This is a genomic window from Pseudomonas sp. TE3552 (assembly GCF_056278945.1).
Genome location: NZ_JBWBQJ010000001.1, coordinates 189256 through 212006 on the forward strand (window position 1 = coordinate 189256; position 22751 = coordinate 212006).

The window sequence follows — 22751 nt, forward strand, 5'->3', positions numbered from 1 at the left end:
AGACGAAAGATCTTAGCCAACCGCTCTTTAACAACTGAATCAAGCAATTCGTGTGGGTGCTTGTGGAGTCAGACTGATAGTCAACAAGATTATCAGCATCACAAGTTACTCCGCGAGAAATCAAAGATGTAACCAACGATTGCTGAGCCAAGTTTAGGGTTTCTTAAAAACCCAAAGATGTTTGAACTGAAGAGTTTGATCATGGCTCAGATTGAACGCTGGCGGCAGGCCTAACACATGCAAGTCGAGCGGCAGCACGGGTACTTGTACCTGGTGGCGAGCGGCGGACGGGTGAGTAATGCCTAGGAATCTGCCTGGTAGTGGGGGATAACGCTCGGAAACGGACGCTAATACCGCATACGTCCTACGGGAGAAAGCAGGGGACCTTCGGGCCTTGCGCTATCAGATGAGCCTAGGTCGGATTAGCTAGTTGGTGAGGTAATGGCTCACCAAGGCGACGATCCGTAACTGGTCTGAGAGGATGATCAGTCACACTGGAACTGAGACACGGTCCAGACTCCTACGGGAGGCAGCAGTGGGGAATATTGGACAATGGGCGAAAGCCTGATCCAGCCATGCCGCGTGTGTGAAGAAGGTCTTCGGATTGTAAAGCACTTTAAGTTGGGAGGAAGGGCAGTTACCTAATACGTAATTGTTTTGACGTTACCGACAGAATAAGCACCGGCTAACTCTGTGCCAGCAGCCGCGGTAATACAGAGGGTGCAAGCGTTAATCGGAATTACTGGGCGTAAAGCGCGCGTAGGTGGTTCGTTAAGTTGGATGTGAAATCCCCGGGCTCAACCTGGGAACTGCATTCAAAACTGTCGAGCTAGAGTATGGTAGAGGGTGGTGGAATTTCCTGTGTAGCGGTGAAATGCGTAGATATAGGAAGGAACACCAGTGGCGAAGGCGACCACCTGGACTGATACTGACACTGAGGTGCGAAAGCGTGGGGAGCAAACAGGATTAGATACCCTGGTAGTCCACGCCGTAAACGATGTCAACTAGCCGTTGGGAGCCTTGAGCTCTTAGTGGCGCAGCTAACGCATTAAGTTGACCGCCTGGGGAGTACGGCCGCAAGGTTAAAACTCAAATGAATTGACGGGGGCCCGCACAAGCGGTGGAGCATGTGGTTTAATTCGAAGCAACGCGAAGAACCTTACCAGGCCTTGACATCCAATGAACTTTCCAGAGATGGATTGGTGCCTTCGGGAGCATTGAGACAGGTGCTGCATGGCTGTCGTCAGCTCGTGTCGTGAGATGTTGGGTTAAGTCCCGTAACGAGCGCAACCCTTGTCCTTAGTTACCAGCACGTTATGGTGGGCACTCTAAGGAGACTGCCGGTGACAAACCGGAGGAAGGTGGGGATGACGTCAAGTCATCATGGCCCTTACGGCCTGGGCTACACACGTGCTACAATGGTCGGTACAGAGGGTTGCCAAGCCGCGAGGTGGAGCTAATCCCATAAAACCGATCGTAGTCCGGATCGCAGTCTGCAACTCGACTGCGTGAAGTCGGAATCGCTAGTAATCGCGAATCAGAATGTCGCGGTGAATACGTTCCCGGGCCTTGTACACACCGCCCGTCACACCATGGGAGTGGGTTGCACCAGAAGTAGCTAGTCTAACCTTCGGGGGGACGGTTACCACGGTGTGATTCATGACTGGGGTGAAGTCGTAACAAGGTAGCCGTAGGGGAACCTGCGGCTGGATCACCTCCTTAATCGACGACATCAGCTGCTCCATAAGTTCCCACACGAATTGCTTGATTCATTGAAGAAGACGATAAGAAGCAGCCCGAAATTGGGTCTGTAGCTCAGTTGGTTAGAGCGCACCCCTGATAAGGGTGAGGTCGGCAGTTCGAATCTGCCCAGACCCACCAATTTTGCTTGTGTGGGAAACGCCTGTAGAAATACGGGGCCATAGCTCAGCTGGGAGAGCGCCTGCCTTGCACGCAGGAGGTCAACGGTTCGATCCCGTTTGGCTCCACCACTACTGCTTCTGTTTGTTGAAAGCTTAGAAATGAGCATTCCATCGTGATGATGGTGAATGTTGATTTCTAGTCTTTGGATTAGATCGTTCTTTAAAAATTTGGGTATGTGATAGAAAGATAGACTGAACGTTACTTTCACTGGTAACGGATCAGGCTAAGGTAAAATTTGTGAGTTTAATCGCGAATTTTCGGCGAATGTCGTCTTCACAGTATAACCAGATTGCTTGGGGTTATATGGTCAAGTGAAGAAGCGCATACGGTGGATGCCTTGGCAGTCAGAGGCGATGAAAGACGTGGTAGCCTGCGAAAAGCTTCGGGGAGTCGGCAAACAGACTTTGATCCGGAGATGTCTGAATGGGGGAACCCAGCCATCATAAGATGGTTATCTTAAGCTGAATACATAGGCTTAAGAAGCGAACCAGGGGAACTGAAACATCTAAGTACCCTGAGGAAAAGAAATCAACCGAGATTCCCTTAGTAGTGGCGAGCGAACGGGGACTAGCCCTTAAGTGGCTTTGAGATTAGCGGAACGCTCTGGAAAGTGCGGCCATAGTGGGTGATAGCCCTGTACGCGAAAATCTCTTGGCCATGAAATCGAGTAGGACGGAGCACGAGAAACTTTGTCTGAATATGGGGGGACCATCCTCCAAGGCTAAATACTACTGACTGACCGATAGTGAACTAGTACCGTGAGGGAAAGGCGAAAAGAACCCCGGAGAGGGGAGTGAAATAGATCCTGAAACCGTATGCGTACAAGCAGTGGGAGCCCACTTTGTTGGGTGACTGCGTACCTTTTGTATAATGGGTCAGCGACTTATTTTCAGTGGCGAGCTTAACCGAATAGGGGAGGCGTAGCGAAAGCGAGTCTTAATAGGGCGTCTAGTCGCTGGGAATAGACCCGAAACCGGGCGATCTATCCATGGGCAGGTTGAAGGTTAGGTAACACTGACTGGAGGACCGAACCGACTACCGTTGAAAAGTTAGCGGATGACCTGTGGATCGGAGTGAAAGGCTAATCAAGCTCGGAGATAGCTGGTTCTCCTCGAAAGCTATTTAGGTAGCGCCTCATGTATCACTGTAGGGGGTAGAGCACTGTTTCGGCTAGGGGGTCATCCCGACTTACCAAACCGATGCAAACTCCGAATACCTACAAGTGCCGAGCATGGGAGACACACGGCGGGTGCTAACGTCCGTCGTGAAAAGGGAAACAACCCAGACCGTCAGCTAAGGTCCCAAAGTTATGGTTAAGTGGGAAACGATGTGGGAAGGCTTAGACAGCTAGGAGGTTGGCTTAGAAGCAGCCACCCTTTAAAGAAAGCGTAATAGCTCACTAGTCGAGTCGGCCTGCGCGGAAGATGTAACGGGGCTCAAACCATACACCGAAGCTACGGGTATCACTTAGGTGATGCGGTAGAGGAGCGTTCTGTAAGCCTGTGAAGGTGAGTTGAGAAGCTTGCTGGAGGTATCAGAAGTGCGAATGCTGACATGAGTAACGACAATGGGTGTGAAAAACACCCACGCCGAAAGACCAAGGTTTCCTGCGCAACGTTAATCGACGCAGGGTTAGTCGGTCCCTAAGGCGAGGCTGAAAAGCGTAGTCGATGGAAAACAGGTTAATATTCCTGTACTTCTGGTTATTGCGATGGAGGGACGGAGAAGGCTAGGCCAGCTTGGCGTTGGTTGTCCAAGTTTAAGGTGGTAGGCTGGAATCTTAGGTAAATCCGGGATTCTAAGGCCGAGAGCTGATGACGAGTGTTCTTTTAGAACACGAAGTGGTTGATGCCATGCTTCCAAGAAAAGCTTCTAAGCTTCAGGTAACCAGGAACCGTACCCCAAACCGACACAGGTGGTTGGGTAGAGAATACCAAGGCGCTTGAGAGAACTCGGGTGAAGGAACTAGGCAAAATGGCACCGTAACTTCGGGAGAAGGTGCGCCGGTGAGGGTGAAGGACTTGCTCCGTAAGCCCACGCCGGTCGAAGATACCAGGCCGCTGCGACTGTTTATTAAAAACACAGCACTCTGCAAACACGAAAGTGGACGTATAGGGTGTGACGCCTGCCCGGTGCCGGAAGGTTAATTGATGGGGTTAGCTAACGCGAAGCTCTTGATCGAAGCCCCGGTAAACGGCGGCCGTAACTATAACGGTCCTAAGGTAGCGAAATTCCTTGTCGGGTAAGTTCCGACCTGCACGAATGGCGTAACGATGGCGGCGCTGTCTCCACCCGAGACTCAGTGAAATTGAAATCGCTGTGAAGATGCAGTGTATCCGCGGCTAGACGGAAAGACCCCGTGAACCTTTACTATAGCTTTGCACTGGACTTTGAATTTGCTTGTGTAGGATAGGTGGGAGGCTTTGAAGCGTGGACGCCAGTTCGCGTGGAGCCATCCTTGAAATACCACCCTGGCAACTTTGAGGTTCTAACTCAGGTCCGTTATCCGGATCGAGGACAGTGTATGGTGGGTAGTTTGACTGGGGCGGTCTCCTCCTAAAGAGTAACGGAGGAGTACGAAGGTGCGCTCAGACCGGTCGGAAATCGGTCGTAGAGTATAAAGGCAAAAGCGCGCTTGACTGCGAGACAGACACGTCGAGCAGGTACGAAAGTAGGTCTTAGTGATCCGGTGGTTCTGTATGGAAGGGCCATCGCTCAACGGATAAAAGGTACTCCGGGGATAACAGGCTGATACCGCCCAAGAGTTCATATCGACGGCGGTGTTTGGCACCTCGATGTCGGCTCATCACATCCTGGGGCTGAAGCCGGTCCCAAGGGTATGGCTGTTCGCCATTTAAAGTGGTACGCGAGCTGGGTTTAGAACGTCGTGAGACAGTTCGGTCCCTATCTGCCGTGGACGTTTGAGATTTGAGAGGGGCTGCTCCTAGTACGAGAGGACCGGAGTGGACGAACCTCTGGTGTTCCGGTTGTCACGCCAGTGGCATTGCCGGGTAGCTATGTTCGGAATAGATAACCGCTGAAAGCATCTAAGCGGGAAACTAGCCTCAAGATGAGATCTCACTGGGACCTTGAGTCCCCTGAAGGGCCGTCGAAGACTACGACGTTGATAGGTTGGGTGTGTAAGCGCTGTGAGGCGTTGAGCTAACCAATACTAATTGCCCGTGAGGCTTGACCATATAACACCCAAGCAATTTGTAGGCTTCGAGCTGAAGAGCGAAAGGGCACCAGATTGCGGTGTGTGAAGACGCAATGAACCGAAAGTTCGAGAAGTAAACACACAAACTATCGCATACCCAATTTGCTGAAGCGTCGAAAGACGGTTCGGTACCCGAATTTCTTGACGACCATAGAGCATTGGAACCACCTGATCCCATCCCGAACTCAGCAGTGAAACGATGCATCGCCGATGGTAGTGTGGGGTTTCCCCATGTGAGAGTAGGTCATCGTCAAGATTAAATTCCGAAACCCCTATCTGCATCTGCAGGTAGGGGTTTTGTTTTGTCCGCAGGAAAGTTCGTACAGCATCATCGGACCGCTTCCGGTTGTCACAGTCTCGCTCAGGCGTCATGGCGATGAATTGAAGCCAGGGTCATGTCTATATTTTTATTATTGAATATCGCAATATATAAAACTATATAGCGTATGAGCCTGCGCTTTCTTATAAAGGGAATGACTGATGACAATGGTCCTGAGCGGCAAAGAGGCAGTAGGCGAGCGTTACGCGCTGGAAACGATGCGCCACGCCCAGCAGATGACCTGGAAGGCCATTGAACAGATCGCTCGGGTTATTTCTCCCGGTATGCGCGAGTCTGAAGCCCAGTTGCGAGGCAAACAGATCCTGTCCGAACTTGGCATGGATCGAATCTGGCATCCACTGCTGATCCGCTTTGGCGCCAACACACTCAAGACGTTCAAACAGCGCTCCGATGGCGATCCTGTACTGGGTGACAAAGACATTTTCTTCATCGACATGGGCGCAGTCTGGCAAGGGCACGAAGGTGATGCAGGGGCAACTTTCACCACGGGTTCCGACCCGGAAATGATTGCCTGTGCCGCGGCCGCAAGAGAGCTCTTCAATCGTGTTGAAGGGTATTGGCGCGGCGAGCGGGTATCCGGCATGGAGCTTTACAGCTATGCGGCCTACCAGGCGCAAGCCATGGGGTGGAAGCTCAATCTGGACATCAAAGGCCACAGAGTCTGCGATTTTCCTCATGCGATTCACCGTGGCGGCGACCTCGGGGATTTAGACACATGCCCGACGACCGGCCTATGGATTCTGGAAATCCAGATCGCCCACCCTGAGCGCCCTTTCGGAGCGTTCTACGAAGATTTGCTTATTTGATCGAGGAAACCTCATGCCTGACCAAACAGAGCAACCGGTTTTGCTGTTCTCCTACGGTACCTTGCAGGATCAGGCCGTTCAGCGGTCTACCTTCGGGCGCGAGTTGAAAGGGCGTCTGGATAGACTGCCAGGCTACAAGCAGAACCTGGTCGAGATAGCCGATCCAGCAGTGCTGGCCATGAGTGGGAAAACCCATCATCCCATCGTGCAGGAGAGTGGCGACCTGTCGGACGAGATCGCCGGTACTGTTTTCGAGATCACAGCCCAGGAGCTGGCCGCGGCCGATGAATACGAGGTGGCGGACTATAAACGCGTCAGTGTGACCCTCAAGTCCGGTATCAACGCCTGGGTTTATGTGCGAGCCTGATTGCTAAAGGCTGCAGCAACTGTACGAGGGGAAACTGATTTGTCTCGGTTTCGCTGTAGGCTTCGGGCGGGATGACGACCGGAAGATTTCCATCCTCCGTGTCATCCCCCTGAAATCAAGACTGCGACTGGCTGCTCGCTCTCATGACCTCCACCTCGCCATTGGCCACGAGCCAGCGCAACAGTTCGGCCACTGACACCGTATGGCTGCGTTCGATCCAACGCACCACCGCTTGGCCGTAGTGTTCGGTGTAGCGGGTGAGCACCAGTTGGCGACAGTCCGCTGACAGGCGCAGGGTGATTTCCCGACAGTGCAGATTGGCCGGGTCGTCCCGGATCACCCGTTGCTGCAGAGTCAGGCTATTGCTTTCAGAACCCATCGGCCGGTGCTCCTGCGCATTTAGGAGTGGTGTTCTCTGGCGAGCCTTGTTTGCCATCGGCCACGTAAGCAGCACGATGCTCGGCCACCACATTACGCAGCGCGCTGTAATAGTCCGGCAGTTTTTGCAGGCTGTCGGTCAGCGGTAAGGCTTCTGCCCGACCATCGACGATGCCACCGACAGTGCTGATAGTGGACAGCGTCTCCACGGTATCGCTATTGCTGCCGAACGGATCGACCACAAAGCCGAGTACGCGGCCGGCGGCGTCGCGACTGTTGGAGGTCCCGAGCAATGGCAGCTCGACGATCGGGCCGTTGCCGATGCCCCACACGCCGAAGGTCTGGCCGAAGTCCGAGTCGTGGCGCGGGATACCGGCCATGCCGGAGACGTCGATCAAACCCACCACCCCGACCGTGGTGTTGAGCGCGAAACGCCCCAGGGTATTGACCGAGCGCATCGGGTTGCCTTGCAACAGGTCATTGATAAAGACCTTCGGTTCGCCAAAGTTCGCTACAAAGTTATGCACACCGGTCTGGAAAAAGTCCGGCGTGTAGCGGTAGCCGCGCGCGACCGGCGCCAGGGCGTAATCATCAACCACCCGGTTAAACGCGAAGACTCCGCGATTGAACGGTTCCGCCGGGTCGTACACCGAATAGCCGATGTCGGCGCAGGCTACGTCGGTGGTGGACGGCGGCTGGCTGCTGCAACCTGTCAACCCTGCGGCCAACACGGCAATTGAGGTGTTGCGGGCCAGCCAGGGAGTACACTTGAAAGGCAACATGGACGCAAGTCTCAGGAAGAATTCGCCGTGATGCTGAGCTCCAAGCCTTGCGCAAAGATGTCTGGTTTATTGCGATGCTGATGTTTTATTGCAGAGTTGAAATATATGACGAGCAGCCGTGAATGGTTTTAGATGTCGGTTCCATTCGCCCCTTAAGTGACCTTTGGTGAACAGCCTTTTAATTGTGGACGACGACCTTGAAGTCCTCGATCTATTGAAAAAATTCTTCGTGCAGCACGGCTACAGCGTCGAGGTCGCCACAGACGGTGCGTCGCTGTGGGCGGCCATAGAGCGCCAGGCGCCAGATCTGATCATTCTGGACGTGATGTTGCCGGGCGACAGCGGGCTGATCCTGTGTCAGCAACTGCGGATTCGACACGCAATACCGGTGATCATGCTGACCGCCATGGGTGAACTCAGTGATCGGGTGGTCGGCCTGGAGCTAGGTGCCGATGATTATCTGACCAAACCCTTCGACGCCCGTGAACTGCTGGCCCGGGTGCGTGCTGTGTTGCGTCGCGTGGACGAGCGTCGTCCGGTGTCGCAGGAGCGGCCACGGCCGCTGATCGACTTCGCCGACTGGCACCTGGACGTCACCCGCCGTGAACTTCGCTCGCCGGACAACGTGATGATCCCGCTGTCGGCCGGTGAGTTTGACCTGCTGCTGGTCTTCGTCGAACACCCGCAGCGTATTCTCACCCGCGAGCAATTGCTGGACCTGGCGCGCGGGCATTGCCATGACGCGTTCGATCGCAGCATCGACGTTCAGGTCAGCCGCCTGCGACGCAAGCTCGAGTCCGACACCAAGCGGCCGGCGATGATTCGCACCGTGCGCAACGGCGGTTACCTGTTCACACCCAGCGTGACGCGGCGATGAGCTGGCTGAAGCGGATTCGCGCCCGAGACTGGCCGCAAGATACGGTTGCGCGCTGGATCGCGCTGACGATCATCCTGGCCATGCTCATTTCACTGGCGCTCAACGGGTTGTTTATCCAACTGGCCGGGGTGTGGGCGCGCCCGCCGTTGACCGAGATCGGTTTGCTGGAAAAAGCCGCGGCCATCACCCGCGTCATCGAGGCCGCTCCGGTGCCACTGCGCAATCAATTGGCGCAAGCAGCCGACGAGAGCGGCTTCACTGTCACTTGGCATCCTGATAGGCGCGATCTCAATCTGCCTGCAGTGGACGATCCGAAGACTGACATCGGCTCGACCATCCTGCAGCCGATGCTCAGAGCCCCTGACCGGCGCATCGAAGCCTATGAACCGGCCGACTGGACGGAGCACACGGCGGACGCGCATTACGCGCTGCTGATCGAGCTATCGGATTCATCATGGCTGATGTTCTCCGCACCCTCGCGCAGTTGGGGGCTCGACGAAGCGCCACGCTACCTGATCGTCATCCTGCTGGTGCTGATCTCCACCGCACTGGTCGCACTGATCGCCACCCGGCGCCTTGCCACACCGTTGCAGCACTTTGCCGAAGGTGCCCGACGCTTCGGCGTGGACTTCCGCGCACCGCCGATCGAACCGCTCGGCCCCCACGAAATCCGCCAGGCGATTCTCGCGTTCAATGCCATGCAGGCCCAGCTGCAGCACTTCATCCGCGACCGTACACAAATGCTCGCCGCCATCTCCCACGACCTGCGCGCGCCCTTAACGCGGATGCGCTTGCGAGGCGAATTCATCGAAGACCACGAGCAACAGCAACGGTTGTTTCGTGACGTGGATGAAATGCAGGCGATGATCAACTCGGCGCTGGAGTTCTTTCGTGATGATGCGCGGCTTGAACCGGCGACCCAGTTTGATCTGGCGGAACTGCTGCAAACGTTGCTTGATGATTACCGGGATCAGGGAGTCGACATTACGTTCAGCGGGCCGCTGCGGTTGGTGTATTTCGGGCGTCCGTTAGGGCTTAAACGGGTGATTACCAACTTGCTGGATAACGCGATCAAGTACGGGAGTGAGCCGGCGGTTGAACTGATCCTAGGTGATGGACAGGTGCGGATCAAAATACTGGATCGTGGGCCGGGTATTCCTGAGTTCAGTCTTGAACAGGTGTTTACACCGTTTTTTCGTCTGGAAGGGTCGCGGAACAAGAGCACCGGTGGGGTTGGTTTAGGGTTGTCGGCGGCGCGGGCAATTGTGCTGGAGCATGGCGGAGAATTACGGCTGCGTAATCGGGCGAAGGGCGGGTTGGAAGCGCTGGTGGTGTTGCCGGTGCAGGTGGGGTGGGGCACAGGTCATCCCAATCGCCTTCGGTCACTTCGTGAGTGAAGGCGCTATGCCGTCACTTTTTCCCGGTTATTGCTGCGATCAGAACCAAGGGTCGACGTTCAAACAGAGAAATAATATGGACATTAAATGGTGCCGCTTCATACAGATTGGAGCGATCCTCCTGCTTCTCATCACTCCGTTTTTTGCTCAAGCGGATATTACCGAGGAACAAGCGACCGCCAATTGCCTCAAGATCAGCGAGTATTCCGCCGAGGGCGGGAAGTACTACAAGCTCAAACAGTACGCCAAGGCTCGGGAACAATATGAGCGGCAGGCTGGCTGGTCTGAAAGCTGTCAGCTGGACGAAGAGAAAATTGCCCTAGCCTACAATAACGTAGCACTCACCTACATCCATGAAGGCAATTACCTGAAGGCCCGGGCGTGGCTGAGCATCCTGCCAGACGACAAAAAGTCGATCTTCAACCTTGGCAAAATCGATGGCGAAATCGAAAACTCGCTTGAGAAGCTTTCGAGTCAGCCAGAAGGGCAATATTGGCAATATGCCGGGGCGGCGTTATGGAACACCATGACGATCAAGCCACAAGGCCAGCAATACAAAGTTGATTTCCAGGGTTATTACGCCGGCCTGATGGCGATGTACTACGGCCCCAATATCGGTGAATTTTCAACGGTATTAGCGGTTGATAACGGCAAGGCGCATTACGCCATGAGTGAAGAAGACAATGGCGACTGTGCCTACGACTTCGACATTAAAAAAGGCCTGTTCACGGTAACGCGCACGGCCGGTGAGTCATGTGGTTTTGGCCACAATGTGGGCGCTGAAGGGGTTTATCAACGGGTCGAGTTCTAGTTTGAAAATATGGAAAGCCCCGAAAAGCACAAGACGGAAACGCCTGGTGTACACGCTGCATCATCATTCACTGAATATCTTTCAAGTAACCCTTAAGTGCAATGAGAGGCATATCAAGTTGCTCCATCGTCCGCGCATTGCTGAAATCGGCTGCCAACCTGTGCAGCTCACACCCCAACGGTGTATCAACACCACCTAAAGCATCCATCGCCAAACCCACGCATTGCGCCACTCTAAACTGGATAGCCTCAATATCACCCCGACGCACCAACAACCCAAACACCTCTCGCTCATAATCACTCATGATCGGATCGTCCCGCAAAATCGGACTTTCACCTTCCGTCTCATAAGCCAGCTTGAGGGCGAAAAGGGCAACGGTTTCCAGTGGCAATTCCATTGTGTGAATCCTTGATTCGTTAGCGAGCGGTTTGGGGCTGTAGCACCGAAAAGACAAGATCAAAAGATCGCAGCCTTCGGCAGCTCCTACGGGGCGCCGGGGCGAGGTCACTTTTCTACAGACGAAAAAAAAGGCCTTGCAAAGCAAGACCTTTCTTAATTTTGGTGCCCCGAGGGAGACTCGAACTCCCACTCCTTTCGAAAACGGATTTTGAATCCGCCGCGTCTACCAATTCCGCCATCAGGGCTCAATGGCGGCGAAGTATAGAGATGAGATAACCGTTGGTCAATCAGGTACATGGAGAATTTTTGATATTTCCGCTAGACTTCCCGGCCCTGCTAGACGAACCCCATCATGCGCGTTGCTGACTTTACTTTTGAGCTCCCTGATTCGCTGATTGCTCGCCATCCATTGGCTGAGCGTCGCGGTAGTCGCCTGTTGACCCTGGACGGGGTCAGCGGCGCCCTGGCACACCGTCAATTCACTGATTTGCTTGAGCATTTGCGCCCGGGCGATTTGATGGTGTTCAACAATACCCGGGTGATTCCGGCGCGGCTGTTTGGCCAGAAGGCTTCCGGCGGCAAACTGGAAATTCTGGTGGAGCGGGTGCTCGACAGTCATCGCGTGCTGGCGCATGTGCGTTCCAGCAAGTCGCCCAAGCCGGGTTCAAAGATCCTGATCGACGGCGGTGGCGAGGCTGAGATGCTGGCGCGTCACGATGCGTTATTCGAGCTGAGGTTTGCCGAAGAGGTGTTGCCGCTGCTCGATCGTGTCGGGCACATGCCGTTGCCTCCTTATATCGACCGCCCGGACGAAGGCTCGGACCGCGAGCGTTATCAGACGGTGTACGCCGAGCGCTTGGGCGCGGTGGCGGCGCCGACGGCGGGGCTGCATTTCGATCAGTCGCTGATGGAGGCGATTGCCGCCAAGGGCGTCGAGACCGCATTCGTGACCTTGCACGTGGGCGCGGGTACCTTCCAGCCGGTGCGCGTCGAGAAGATCGAAGATCACCACATGCATAGCGAATGGCTGGAAGTCGGCCAGGACGTGGTCGATGCAGTCGAAGCCTGCCGCGCTCGCGGTGGTCGTGTGGTGGCCGTGGGGACCACCAGCGTGCGTTCCCTGGAAAGTGCCGCGCGCGATGGCGTGCTCAAGCCGTTCAGTGGCGATACCGATATCTTTATCTACCCGGGCCGGCCGTTTCATGTGGTCGATGCCCTGGTCACCAACTTCCATTTGCCCGAATCCACGCTGTTGATGCTGGTTTCGGCGTTCGCCGGTTATCCCGAGACCATGGCCGCCTATAAGGCTGCCGTCGACAACGGATACCGCTTTTTCAGCTACGGTGATGCGATGTTCATCACCCGTAATCCCGCACCTACTGCCCCTAAACAAACAGGCCCAGAGGAAACAGAATGAGTCGCACCAGTCGCATGACCTTTGAGCTCCTAGCCACCGACGGCAAGGCGCGTCGCGGTCGTTTGACCTTCCCGCGCGGTACCGTCGAGACCCCGGCCTTCATGCCGGTGGGCACGTATGGCACGGTCAAGGGCATGCTGCCGCGGGATATCGTCGCCACCGGCGCGCAAATCATTCTGGGCAACACCTTCCACTTGTGGCTGCGTCCTGGCACCGAAGTGATCAAGAAACACGGCGACCTGCACGATTTCATGCAGTGGAAAGGCCCGATTCTGACCGACTCCGGTGGTTTCCAGGTGTTCAGCCTGGGCGCCATGCGCAAGATCAAGGAGGAGGGCGTGACCTTCGCCTCTCCGGTCGACGGCGCCAAAGTGTTCATGGGGCCGGAAGAGTCGATGCAGGTCCAGCGTGACCTGGGCTCGGACATCGTGATGATTTTCGACGAATGCACCCCGTACCCGGCCGACGAAGACGTCGCTCGCGTCTCGATGGAACTGTCGCTGCGTTGGGCCCAGCGTTCGAAAAACGCCCATGGCGACAACACGGCGGCGCTGTTCGGCATCGTGCAGGGTGGCATGCACCAGGATTTGCGCATGCGTTCGCTGGAAGGCCTCGACAAGATCGGCTTCGATGGTTTGGCCATCGGTGGTCTGTCGGTGGGCGAACCCAAGCACGAGATGATCAAGGTGCTGGATTACCTGCCGGGTCAGATGCCGGCTGACAAACCTCGTTACCTTATGGGCGTTGGCAAACCGGAAGATCTGGTTGAGGGTGTGCGCCGCGGTGTGGACATGTTCGATTGCGTGATGCCAACCCGTAATGCCCGCAATGGGCATCTGTTCATTGATACAGGCGTGCTGAAGATCCGTAACGCGTTCCATCGCCATGATGATTCGCCGCTGGATCCGACCTGCGATTGCTATACCTGCCAGAACTTCTCCCGCGCTTACCTGCATCATCTGGACAAGTGCGGCGAAATGCTGGGTAGCATGTTGAATACCATCCACAATTTGCGCCATTACCAGGTGCTTATGGCTGGTTTGCGCGAGGCTATTCAACAGGGTACATTGGCCGCCTTTGTCGATGCCTTCTACGCCAAACGCGGGTTACCTGTTCCGCCTTTGGACTGAGTTTTCTGACCCCAAGATTCAACATTTGCAACTGGAGTGCTAAATGAGCTTTTTTATCTCTAATGCCATGGCTGACGCTGCTGCACCTGCGGCAGGCCCAATGGGCGGCGGCTTTGAGTGGATTTTCCTGGTCGGTTTCCTGGTCATCTTCTACCTGATGATCTGGCGTCCACAGGCCAAGCGCGCCAAAGAGCAGAAAAACCTGCTGGGCAGCCTGCAAAAAGGTGACGAAGTCGTGACCACCGGTGGTATCGCCGGCAAGATCACCAAAGTGTCCGACGACTTCGTTGTTCTGGAAGTCTCCGACACCGTCGAAATGAAATTCCAGAAAGGCGCTATCGCCGCCACGCTGCCAAAAGGCACGCTCAAAGCGATTTAAGTTTCAACTTCTACTCAATCGACGGGGCGCGCAAGGCGCCCCGCGTCATAAGCGGGCGGCGTGATGCTGAACAAATACCCTCTGTGGAAATACATTCTGATCCTGGCGGTGCTGGCGATCGGTCTGATTTATTCCGCTCCCAATCTATACCCTGATGACCCGGCCATTCAGGTCAGCGGTGCAAGCACTGCACTGCAGGTCAATCAGGCTGATCTGGACCGTGTGAGCACCGCGCTCAAGGAATCCGGGATCAACGTCAAGGCGGCCACGCTGGCGGCAAACGGCAAGGGTGGTCTGATCCGTCTGGCCAAGGCTGAAGACCAGCTGCCAGCCAAAGACGTCGTGCGCAAGGCATTGGGTGATGACTACGTCGTTGCACTGAACCTGGCGCAAACTACCCCGCAATGGCTGCGCAGCCTGGGCGCGCACCCGATGAAGCTGGGCCTGGACTTGTCCGGTGGTGTGCACTTCCTGCTGGAAGTGGACATGGACAAAGCCCTCGACGCACGCCTGAAAGTCTACGAAGGCGACGTCAAGAGCCTGTTGCGTAAAGAGAAGCTGCGCTATCGCAGCCTGCCGCAACTGGGCGGTGCCATTCAGCTGGGCTTTACTGATGAAGACTCCCGCGAGCAGGCCCGTGCGCTGATCCGCAAGAACTTCAACGATTTCGACATTGTTCCGGCAGACCTCAATGGCCAACCGGTACTGCGTCTGGCGATGACCCCGGCCAAGCTGGCGGAAATCCGCGAATACTCCATCAAGCAGAACTTGACCACGGTACGTAACCGCGTCAACGAGCTGGGTGTTGCCGAACCTATCGTTCAGCGCCAGGGCGCCAACCGCATCGTGGTTGAGCTGCCGGGCGTGCAAGACACTGCAGAAGCCAAGCGTATCCTCGGCAAGACGGCCAACCTGGAGTTCCGTCTGGCGGCTGAACCTGGCGCTTCGAAAGCCACTTCCGAGGAATTCGAGTTCCGTGAAGGCAAGCGTCCTCCAGCGTTGATCGAGCGTGGCCTGATCATCACTGGTGACCAGGTGACTGACGCCAAGGCGGGCTTCGGCGAGCATGGCACACCAGAAGTGAACATCCGTCTGGATGGCCACGGCGGCGAGCTGATGAGTCGTGCGACTCGCAGTAACGTCGGTCGCAGCATGGCGGTGATCTTCATCGAACAGCGTCCGGTCACCACTTACGTCAAGCAAGTGGTCAACGGCGTCGAGAAAGACGTGCCGGTTCAGACGTTTAAAGAAGAGAAGAAGATCATCAGCCTGGCGACCATCCAGTCGCCGCTGGGTGCCCAATTCCGCATCACTGGCCTGAACGGCCAGGGTGAATCGTCCGAGCTGGCGCTGCTGCTGCGTGCCGGTGGTCTGGCGGCACCGATGTACTTCGCTGAAGAGCGCACCATCGGCCCAAGCCTGGGTGCCGACAACATCACCAAAGGTATCGATGCATCGCTGTGGGGCATGCTGTTTGTCTCGCTGTTCATCATGGCCATCTATCGCTTCTTCGGCCTCATCGCCACCGTCGCGCTGTCGGTGAACATGGTGATGCTGCTGGCCTTGATGTCGCTGCTGGGGGCAACGCTGACCCTGCCGGGCATCGCCGGTATCGTATTGACCATGGGTATGGCGGTCGACGCCAACGTTCTGATCTTCTCGCGGATACGTGAAGAGATCGCGGCCGGCATGACCGTACAACGGGCAATCAACGAAGGCTTCGGCCGGGCATTCACCGCGATTCTCGACGCCAACCTGACAACCTTGTTGGTGGGCGGGATTCTCTTTGCCATGGGCACCGGCCCGGTCAAGGGTTTCGCCGTGACCATGTCCCTCGGGATCTTTACCTCGATGTTCACGGCCATCATGGTGACCCGCGCGATGGTCAACCTGATCTTCGGCGGTCGTGACTTCAAGAAGTTGTGGATTTAAGGGGCTGCCATGTTACGTACAATCAACTTCATGGGCGTTCGCAACTTTGCGTTCGGCGTCACATTGTTCCTTACCGCACTGGCAATGTTCAGTGTCTTTCATAAGGGCATGAACTGGGGCCTGGACTTCACCGGCGGTACGCTCATCGAGCTGACCTACGAGCGTCCGGCCGATGTCACCAAGGTGCGTGAGCAACTGGTTACAGCCGGTTATCACGAAGCAATCGTGCAGAACTTCGGTGCAACCACCGATCTTTTGGTGCGCATGCCTGGCGAAGACCCGCAACTGGGTCACCAGGTGGCTGATGCGCTGCAAAAAGTCGGCGGCGACAACCCGGCTCAGGTCAAGCGTGTCGAGTTCGTCGGCCCGCAGGTCGGTGAAGAACTGCGCGACCAGGGCGGCCTCGGCATGTTGATGGCGCTCGGCGGTATCCTGATCTACCTGGCTTTCCGCTTTCAGTGGAAGTTTGCGGTCGGTGCGATCGTTTCCTTGATCCACGACGTGATCGTGACCATCGGTATCCTGTCGTTCTTCCAGATCACCTTCGACCTGACGGTACTGGCGGCAGTGCTGGCGATCATCGGTTACTCGCTCAACGACACCATCGTGGTATTCGACCGGGTTCGTGAGAACTTCCGCGTATTGCGCAAGGCCAGCCTGATCGAGAACATCAACATCTCGACCACGCAAACCCTGCTGCGGACCATGGCGACGTCGATCTCCACCTTGCTGGCGATCGCGGCTCTGTTGTTCTTCGGTGGTGACAACCTGTTCGGCTTCTCCATTGCCCTGTTCATCGGTGTTCTGGCGGGTACTTACTCGTCGATCTACATCGCGAACGTAGTGCTGATCTGGCTGAACCTGAACAGCGAAGACCTGATTCCTGTGGCGACGAGCGAGAAGGAAGTCGACGACCGTCCATAACGGTTATCGTTTTCCTGCCCAAAGCCGAGAAGGCGCGAGTGTTGAACTCGCGCCTTTTTTTATGCTCCAAGGCTGGGAGAAGCGCGGGTTTGTCCCGCCTGTGATAGCCAGGAGGTTCATGTGAACAAGTCGTTGCTGGTTGGTGCGGTATTGGGTGCTGTCGGTGTGACTGCCGGTGGTGCTGTTGCCACCTACAAACTGGTTAAAAGCGGCCCTGAGTATGCGCAAGTGCTGGCCGTTGAACCGGTCAAGACACAAATCAAGACTCCACGTGAAGTGTGCAAGGACGTTACGGTGACCCGGCAAGCGCCGGTGAAAGATCAACATCAGATCGCCGGTACGGTGGTCGGCGCGCTGGCGGGTGGCCTGTTGGGCAACCAGATCGGCGGTGGTACAGGCAAGAAAATCGCCACAGTGGCCGGTGCGGTCGGCGGCGGTTATGCGGGTAACAAGGTGCAGGAAGGCATGCAAGAGCGTGATACCTACACCACGACCCAGACTCGCTGTAACACGGTCAATGACATCAGCGACAAGGTTGTAGGCTACGACGTTCGTTATTCGCTGGATGGCAAGGAAGGCAAGGTGCGGATGGACCGTGATCCGGGCAACCAGATTCCGGTCGACAAGGAAGGCAGGCTGATCCTGGGGCAGAACGAACCGGCCCGGTAATAAGCTGAGCGTCTCACTCAAAAAGAAGCATCCCGTAAGGGATGCTTTTTTTGTGCCTGAATTTTATGTGTCACCATCAACATGCTATGAAAGACTCTTCATTTTTGCGGCCTTTTGTCCGCCAGTCCTGAGCCCCCATGCCTGCCATCGATCATCCCCTGATAGACCAGTTCCTCGACGCCCTGTGGCTGGAGAAAGGCCTTTCCGATAACACCCGCGATGCCTATCGCAGCGACCTTGCCTTGTTCAACGGCTGGTTGCAGGAGAAGGGCCTGGAGCTGATCAACGCCGGGCGCGAGTTGATCCTCGATCACTTGGCCTGGCGCCTGGAGCAAAACTACAAACCCCGTTCTACTGCGCGTTTTCTTTCAGGCGTGCGTGGTTTTTATCGCTATTTGCTGCGGGAAAAGTTGATTGCCGTGGATCCGACCCTGCGCGTGGATATGCCGCAACTGGGTAGGCCGTTGCCTAAATCCTTGTCGGAAGCCGATGTGGAAGCGCTGCTGGCCGCGCCAGACCTGAGCGAGGCCATCGGGCAGCGTGATCGCGCCATGCTTGAGGTGCTTTACGCGTGCGGCTTGCGGGTGACGGAGCTGATCAGCCTGACGCTGGAGCAGGTCAACCTGCGTCAGGGCGTGCTGCGGGTGATGGGCAAGGGCAGCAAGGAGCGGCTGGTGCCGATGGGCGAGGAGGCGATTGTCTGGGTCGAGCGCTACATGCGCGATGCCCGTGGCGAGCTGTTGGGCGGGCGGCCCAGCGATGTCCTGTTCCCCAGCCTGCGCGGCGAGCAGATGACCCGCCAGACCTTCTGGCATCGCATCAAGCATCAGGCCAAGGTCGCAGGGATCGGCAAGTCGCTGTCGCCGCATACCCTGCGTCATGCCTTTGCCACGCATTTGCTCAACCACGGTGCCGACTTGCGGGTGGTGCAAATGCTGCTCGGCCACAGCGATCTTTCGACCACCCAGATCTATACTCACGTCGCCCGGGCTCGCTTACAGGACCTGCATGCCAAACATCACCCGCGCGGCTAACGCAGCCCCTGGAATGGGAATGCTGACCTGTGGTGAGGGGGCTTGCCCCCGTTCGGCTGCGCAGCAGTCGTCAATCCTCACGCCTCGGTCCATATATCGGATAGAGATCGCCAAAGAGGGGCTGCTTCGCAACCCAACGGGGGCAAGCCCCCTCGCCACGGGGGCCTTATGTGTTAGGCTTTGCCGGTTTGCACGATGGGCGGTTATGACCCGGTGTTTCGGCACGGGCGTTCTGATCGTCCCATTTGTCCGCCTTCAGGAGTTCTCATGCGTCTGACCCAGATTTTCGCCGCCGCAGCCATTGCGTTGGTCAGCACCTTTGCCGTCGCCGATGACACGGCTGATAAAGCCATTCGTAAAAGCCTGGAAAGCCTCGAGCTCGACGTACCGGTCGAAAGCATCACTGCCAGCCCGCTGCCAGGCCTGTATGAAGTCAAACTCAAGGGCAGCCGCGTGCTTTATGCCAGCGCCGACGGCCAGTACGTCGTTCAGGGCTACCTGTTCCAGCTCAAGGACGGTAAACCTGTCAACCTGACCGAGAAGACCGAGCGCCTGGGCATTTCCAAACTGATCAACGGTATTCCAGTGGCTGAAACCGTGGTTTATCCGGCGATCGGCGAAACCAAGTCGCACATCACCGTGTTCACCGACACCACGTGCCCGTATTGCCACAAGCTGCACGCCGAAGTGCCTGAGCTGAACAAGCTCGGTATCGAAGTGCGTTACGTTGCGTTCCCGCGCCAGGGCCTGGGCTCGCCGGGTGATGAACAACTGCAAGCGGTCTGGTGCTCCAAGGACAAGAAAGCTGCCATGGACAAAATGGTCGATGGCAAGGAAATCAAGGCCGCCAAGTGCGAGAACCCGGTGTCCAAGCAGTTCGCCCTCGGTCAGTCGATTGGCGTGAACGGTACACCGGCCATCGTTTTGGCCGACGGTCAGGTCATTCCGGGCTACCAGCCTGCGCCACAAGTCGCCAAACTGGCACTGGGCGCGAAATAGTTTCGCATCGTCACGGTCAGCCTTGACGATCATGGTCTGGCGGCAACATTGTCGGGCCATTAATAGAGAGCCGCGAGTATGCGGTTGTTTTCACGGCCGGCCTTGAGTCGGCCGTTTTATGGGGAGTTCACAGTGAAACCGGTCAAAGTAGGCATCTGTGGGTTAGGGACCGTCGGTGGCGGTACCTTCAACGTACTTCAGCGCAACGCCGAGGAAATTGCTCGTCGTGCCGGGCGTGGGATCGAAGTGGCACAAATTGCCATGCGCACGCCAAAGCCTCAGTTCCAGACGACCGGTATTGCGATTACCAACGATGTCTTCGAAGTGGCCACGAACCCTGAGATCGACATCGTCATAGAGCTGATGGGCGGCTACACCGTTGCCCGCGAGCTGGTACTCAAAGCGATCGAAAACGGAAAACACGTGGTTACCGCGAACAAGGCACTGATTGCCGTGCACGGTAACGAAATCTTCGCCAAGGCCCGCGAAAAAGGCGTGATCGTGGCGTTCGAAGCCGCCGTGGCCGGTGGTATTCCGGTGATCAAGGCGATTCGTGAAGGCTTGTCCGCCAACCGTATCAACTGGGTGGCCGGGATCATCAACGGCACCGGTAACTTCATCCTCACCGAAATGCGTGAAAAGGGCCGGACCTTCGAAGACGTCCTCGCCGAGGCGCAAGCCCTGGGTTACGCCGAAGCGGATCCGACCTTCGACGTCGAAGGCATCGACGCGGCCCACAAGCTGACGATCCTGGCATCCATCGCGTTCGGCATCCCGCTGCAATTCGACAAAGCCTACACCGAAGGCATCACCAAGCTGACCACCGCTGACGTGAACTACGCCGAAGCACTGGGCTATCGCATCAAGCACCTGGGCGTGGCGCGCAGCACCGCGGCCGGTATCGAACTGCGCGTGCACCCGACACTGATCCCGGCCGATCGCCTGATCGCCAACGTCAACGGTGTGATGAACGCCGTGATGGTCAATGGTGACGCAGCCGGTTCGACCCTGTTCTACGGCGCTGGCGCCGGCATGGAACCGACCGCTTCGTCGGTGATTGCCGACCTGGTGGACGTGGTGCGTGCCATGACGTCCGACCCGGAAAACCGCGTACCGCACCTGGCCTTCCAGCCGGATTCGCTGTCGGCCCACCCGATCCTGCCGATCGAAGCCTGCGAAAGCGCTTACTACCTGCGCATTCAGGCCAAGGACCATCCGGGCGTGCTGGCTCAGGTGGCAAGCATCCTGTCGGAGCGCGGTATCAACATCGAATCGATCATGCAGAAGGAAGTCGAGGAACACGACGGCCTGGTGCCGATGATCCTGCTGACCCACCGTGTGCAGGAGCAGCGCATCAACGACGCGATCGCCGCCCTGGAAGCCTTGCAAGGCGTGGTTGGCCCGGTCGTTCGGATCCGCGTCGAGCACTTGAACTAAATTAAAGCAGCGGCAAGCTGCAAGCTTCAAGCGACAAGTTAAGGCGGTCTGGCGTTAACTTGTCGCTTGAAGCTTGCAGCTTGAAGCCCAAACCGAAGGTTTGCCCCTATGCGTTATATCAGTACCCGCGGCCAGGCACCGGCCCTGAATTTCGAAGACGTCCTGCTGGCCGGCCTGGCCACGGACGGCGGCCTGTACGTGCCGGAAAACCTGCCACGTTTCACCCAGGAAGAGATCGCTTCCTGGGCCGGCCTGCCGTATCACGAGCTGGCCTTCCGGGTAATGCGCCCGTTCGTTACCGGTAGCATTCCCGATGCCGATTTCAAAAAGATTCTTGAAGAAACGTATGGCGTGTTTTCCCACAACGCCGTGGCCCCGTTGCGTCAGCTGAACGGCAACGAATGGGTGCTGGAGCTGTTCCACGGCCCGACCCTGGCGTTCAAGGACTTCGCCCTGCAACTGCTGGGTCGTTTGCTCGACTACGTGCTGGAAAAGCGCGGTGAGCGCGTGGTGATTGTTGGCGCCACCTCCGGCGACACCGGTTCGGCCGCCATCGAAGGCTGCAAGCATTGCGAAAACGTCGACATCTTCATCCTGCACCCGCACAACCGTGTGTCTGAAGTGCAGCGTCGCCAGATGACCACCATCTTCGGTGAAAACATTCACAACATCGCCATCGAAGGCAACTTCGATGATTGCCAGGAAATGGTCAAGGCCAGCTTCGCCGACCAGAGCTTCCTCAAGGGCACGCGCCTGGTGGCGGTGAACTCGATCAACTGGGCGCGGATCATGGCCCAGATCGTTTACTACTTCCACGCAGCCCTGCAACTGGGTGGCCCGGCGCGTTCGGTGTCGTTCTCAGTGCCGACCGGCAACTTCGGCGATATTTTCGCCGGTTACCTGGCGCGCAACATGGGCCTGCCGATCAACCAGTTGATCGTCGCCACCAACCGCAATGACATCCTGCACCGCTTCATGAGCGGCAATCAGTACGTCAAGGAAACCTTGCACGCCACGTTGTCGCCGTCGATGGACATCATGGTGTCGTCGAACTTCGAACGCCTGCTGTTCGACCTGCACGGTCGCAACGGCGCGGCGATTGCCGGTTTGATGGACACCTTCAAACAGGGCGGCGGTTTCAGCGTCGAAGAGGAACGCTGGACCGAAGCGCGCAAGTTGTTCGATTCGCTGGCCGTGGACGATGCCCAAACGTGCGAAACCATTGCCGAAGTCTTTGAGCAAACCGGTGAGCTGCTGGATCCACACACCGCTATCGGCGTGAAGGCCGCACGTGAATGCCGTCGCAGCCTGGATATCCCGATGGTGATCCTGGGCACGGCCCATCCGGTCAAATTCCCGGACGCGGTGGAAAAAGCTGGTGTAGGAAAAGCGCTCGAACTACCTGCACATCTTTCTGATTTATTTGAGAGAGATGAACGTTGCACCGTATTGCCGAACGACCTGAAAGCCGTGCAGGCCTTTGTCAGTCAGCATGGCAACCGCGGTAAGCCACTGTAACCGGTAAAAGCTGTC

Annotated in this window: 18 protein-coding genes, 3 tRNA genes and 3 rRNA genes; 20 read left to right on the top strand and 4 right to left on the bottom strand. The window is 56.7% G+C overall.

Annotated elements, in window-relative coordinates:
• The first annotated feature begins 183 nt into the window (after positions 1-183).
• From ACZ9BB_RS00855 to ACZ9BB_RS00885, 7 genes are all read left to right on the top strand, one after another.
• A 16S ribosomal RNA gene (locus ACZ9BB_RS00855) occupies positions 184-1722 on the top strand.
• Between the two features lie 82 nt (positions 1723-1804).
• Positions 1805-1881 (top strand) — tRNA-Ile (locus tag ACZ9BB_RS00860).
• Between the two features lie 34 nt (positions 1882-1915).
• Positions 1916-1991 (top strand) — tRNA-Ala (locus ACZ9BB_RS00865).
• A gap of 237 nt (positions 1992-2228) precedes the next feature.
• Positions 2229-5120, top strand: a 23S ribosomal RNA gene (locus ACZ9BB_RS00870).
• A gap of 160 nt (positions 5121-5280) precedes the next feature.
• Positions 5281-5396 (top strand): 5S ribosomal RNA (gene rrf, locus ACZ9BB_RS00875).
• The 16S, 23S and 5S rRNA genes sit together here with 2 tRNA genes alongside, the layout of an rRNA operon.
• 224 nt (positions 5397-5620) lie before the next feature.
• Positions 5621-6286 carry a M24 family metallopeptidase gene (locus ACZ9BB_RS00880; protein ID WP_476212138.1) on the top strand — a complete coding sequence of 222 codons (666 nt, stop codon included), beginning with the start codon at positions 5621-5623 and terminating at the stop codon, positions 6284-6286.
• 13 nt (positions 6287-6299) lie between these two features.
• Positions 6300-6653 carry a gamma-glutamylcyclotransferase family protein gene (locus ACZ9BB_RS00885; protein WP_476212139.1) on the top strand — a complete coding sequence of 118 codons (354 nt, stop codon included), beginning with the start codon at positions 6300-6302 and terminating at the stop codon, positions 6651-6653.
• Positions 6654-6768: 115 nt separating this feature from the next.
• Here ACZ9BB_RS00885 and ACZ9BB_RS00890 read toward each other — a convergent pair whose 3' ends face one another.
• Both ACZ9BB_RS00890 and ACZ9BB_RS00895 read right to left on the bottom strand, forming a co-directional pair.
• Positions 6769-7032, bottom strand: coding sequence for a hypothetical protein (locus ACZ9BB_RS00890; RefSeq protein WP_476212140.1), 264 nt, complete (start codon positions 7030-7032; stop codon positions 6769-6771).
• Positions 7022-7813, bottom strand: coding sequence for an MlaA family lipoprotein (locus tag ACZ9BB_RS00895; protein WP_476212141.1), 792 nt, complete (start codon positions 7811-7813; stop codon positions 7022-7024). Before ACZ9BB_RS00895 ends, ACZ9BB_RS00890 begins: the two co-directional genes overlap by 11 nt.
• Before the next feature lie 166 nt (positions 7814-7979).
• Here ACZ9BB_RS00895 and ACZ9BB_RS00900 point away from each other — a divergent pair, with 166 nt between their 5' ends.
• The 3 genes from ACZ9BB_RS00900 to ACZ9BB_RS00910 all read left to right on the top strand — a co-directional run bounded on the left by ACZ9BB_RS00900 (position 7980) and on the right by ACZ9BB_RS00910 (position 10898).
• On the top strand, positions 7980-8690 hold the full coding sequence (locus ACZ9BB_RS00900; protein ID WP_476212142.1) for a response regulator: 711 nt from the start codon (positions 7980-7982) through the stop codon (positions 8688-8690).
• On the top strand, positions 8687-10087 hold the full coding sequence (locus ACZ9BB_RS00905) for a sensor histidine kinase (RefSeq protein WP_476212143.1): 1401 nt from the start codon (positions 8687-8689) through the stop codon (positions 10085-10087). Before ACZ9BB_RS00900 ends, ACZ9BB_RS00905 begins: the two co-directional genes overlap by 4 nt.
• 76 nt (positions 10088-10163) lie before the next feature.
• The gene (locus tag ACZ9BB_RS00910) at positions 10164-10898 is read left to right on the top strand and encodes a tetratricopeptide repeat protein (protein WP_476212144.1); all 735 of its coding nucleotides are present in this window, start codon (positions 10164-10166) and stop codon (positions 10896-10898) included.
• 67 nt (positions 10899-10965) lie between these two features.
• Here ACZ9BB_RS00910 and ACZ9BB_RS00915 read toward each other — a convergent pair whose 3' ends face one another.
• A complete protein-coding gene (locus ACZ9BB_RS00915; RefSeq protein WP_476212145.1) occupies positions 10966-11295 on the bottom strand; it encodes a hypothetical protein in 330 nt (109 codons plus the stop codon).
• A 162-nt stretch (positions 11296-11457) separates the two neighbouring features.
• A tRNA-Leu gene (locus ACZ9BB_RS00920) sits at positions 11458-11542 on the bottom strand.
• A 107-nt stretch (positions 11543-11649) separates the two neighbouring features.
• Here ACZ9BB_RS00920 and queA point away from each other — a divergent pair.
• The 10 genes from queA (at position 11650) to thrC (ending at position 22736) form a co-directional block, all read left to right on the top strand.
• Entirely contained in the window at positions 11650-12714 is a 1065-nt protein-coding gene (queA, locus tag ACZ9BB_RS00925; RefSeq protein ID WP_476212146.1) for a tRNA preQ1(34) S-adenosylmethionine ribosyltransferase-isomerase QueA, read from the top strand.
• A gap of 14 nt (positions 12715-12728) precedes the next feature.
• Positions 12729-13844: a tRNA guanosine(34) transglycosylase Tgt gene (gene tgt, locus ACZ9BB_RS00930; RefSeq protein ID WP_476218163.1), complete on the top strand. Its 1116-nt coding sequence runs from the start codon at positions 12729-12731 to the stop codon at positions 13842-13844.
• Between the two features lie 43 nt (positions 13845-13887).
• Entirely contained in the window at positions 13888-14223 is a 336-nt protein-coding gene (gene yajC / locus ACZ9BB_RS00935) for a preprotein translocase subunit YajC (RefSeq protein ID WP_008014002.1), read from the top strand.
• A 63-nt stretch (positions 14224-14286) separates the two neighbouring features.
• The gene (gene secD / locus ACZ9BB_RS00940) at positions 14287-16155 is read left to right on the top strand and encodes a protein translocase subunit SecD (protein WP_476212147.1); all 1869 of its coding nucleotides are present in this window, start codon (positions 14287-14289) and stop codon (positions 16153-16155) included.
• 9 nt (positions 16156-16164) lie between these two features.
• Positions 16165-17079, top strand: a complete 915-nt coding sequence (gene secF / locus ACZ9BB_RS00945) for a protein translocase subunit SecF (RefSeq protein ID WP_476212148.1) — start codon at positions 16165-16167, stop codon at positions 17077-17079.
• A 120-nt stretch (positions 17080-17199) separates the two neighbouring features.
• Positions 17200-17748 (top strand): glycine zipper 2TM domain-containing protein, encoded by a 549-nt coding sequence (locus tag ACZ9BB_RS00950; protein WP_007934016.1) that lies wholly within the window; start codon positions 17200-17202, stop codon positions 17746-17748.
• Between the two features lie 137 nt (positions 17749-17885).
• Positions 17886-18782: a site-specific tyrosine recombinase XerD gene (gene xerD, locus ACZ9BB_RS00955; RefSeq protein ID WP_019651849.1), complete on the top strand. Its 897-nt coding sequence runs from the start codon at positions 17886-17888 to the stop codon at positions 18780-18782.
• 267 nt (positions 18783-19049) lie between these two features.
• Positions 19050-19781, top strand: a complete 732-nt coding sequence (gene dsbC / locus ACZ9BB_RS00960; RefSeq protein WP_476212149.1) for a bifunctional protein-disulfide isomerase/oxidoreductase DsbC — start codon at positions 19050-19052, stop codon at positions 19779-19781.
• Between the two features lie 132 nt (positions 19782-19913).
• Positions 19914-21218: a homoserine dehydrogenase gene (locus tag ACZ9BB_RS00965; protein WP_476212150.1), complete on the top strand. Its 1305-nt coding sequence runs from the start codon at positions 19914-19916 to the stop codon at positions 21216-21218.
• Between the two features lie 108 nt (positions 21219-21326).
• Positions 21327-22736, top strand: coding sequence for a threonine synthase (gene thrC, locus ACZ9BB_RS00970; RefSeq protein WP_038979090.1), 1410 nt, complete (start codon positions 21327-21329; stop codon positions 22734-22736).
• Positions 22737-22751: the final 15 nt, after the last annotated feature.

What these genes read in the sequence shown, in the direction of transcription:
- ACZ9BB_RS00910 (WP_476212144.1), top strand. Translation starts at nt 10,164, where the DNA reads ATGGACATTAAATGGTGCCGCTTCATACAGATTGGAGCGATCCTCCTG.
- tgt (WP_476218163.1), top strand. Translation starts at nt 12,729, where the DNA reads ATGACCTTTGAGCTCCTAGCCACCGACGGCAAGGCGCGTCGCGGTCGT.
- ACZ9BB_RS00880 (WP_476212138.1), top strand. Translation starts at nt 5,621, where the DNA reads ATGACAATGGTCCTGAGCGGCAAAGAGGCAGTAGGCGAGCGTTACGCG.
- ACZ9BB_RS00895 (WP_476212141.1), bottom strand. Translation starts at nt 7,813, where the DNA reads ATGTTGCCTTTCAAGTGTACTCCCTGGCTGGCCCGCAACACCTCAATT.
- ACZ9BB_RS00915 (WP_476212145.1), bottom strand. Translation starts at nt 11,295, where the DNA reads ATGGAATTGCCACTGGAAACCGTTGCCCTTTTCGCCCTCAAGCTGGCT.
- secF (WP_476212148.1), top strand. Translation starts at nt 16,165, where the DNA reads ATGTTACGTACAATCAACTTCATGGGCGTTCGCAACTTTGCGTTCGGC.
- dsbC (WP_476212149.1), top strand. Translation starts at nt 19,050, where the DNA reads ATGCGTCTGACCCAGATTTTCGCCGCCGCAGCCATTGCGTTGGTCAGC.
- ACZ9BB_RS00885 (WP_476212139.1), top strand. Translation starts at nt 6,300, where the DNA reads ATGCCTGACCAAACAGAGCAACCGGTTTTGCTGTTCTCCTACGGTACC.
- ACZ9BB_RS00890 (WP_476212140.1), bottom strand. Translation starts at nt 7,032, where the DNA reads ATGGGTTCTGAAAGCAATAGCCTGACTCTGCAGCAACGGGTGATCCGG.
- thrC (WP_038979090.1), top strand. Translation starts at nt 21,327, where the DNA reads ATGCGTTATATCAGTACCCGCGGCCAGGCACCGGCCCTGAATTTCGAA.
- yajC (WP_008014002.1), top strand. Translation starts at nt 13,888, where the DNA reads ATGAGCTTTTTTATCTCTAATGCCATGGCTGACGCTGCTGCACCTGCG.
- secD (WP_476212147.1), top strand. Translation starts at nt 14,287, where the DNA reads ATGCTGAACAAATACCCTCTGTGGAAATACATTCTGATCCTGGCGGTG.
- queA (WP_476212146.1), top strand. Translation starts at nt 11,650, where the DNA reads ATGCGCGTTGCTGACTTTACTTTTGAGCTCCCTGATTCGCTGATTGCT.
- ACZ9BB_RS00905 (WP_476212143.1), top strand. Translation starts at nt 8,687, where the DNA reads ATGAGCTGGCTGAAGCGGATTCGCGCCCGAGACTGGCCGCAAGATACG.
- xerD (WP_019651849.1), top strand. Translation starts at nt 17,886, where the DNA reads ATGCCTGCCATCGATCATCCCCTGATAGACCAGTTCCTCGACGCCCTG.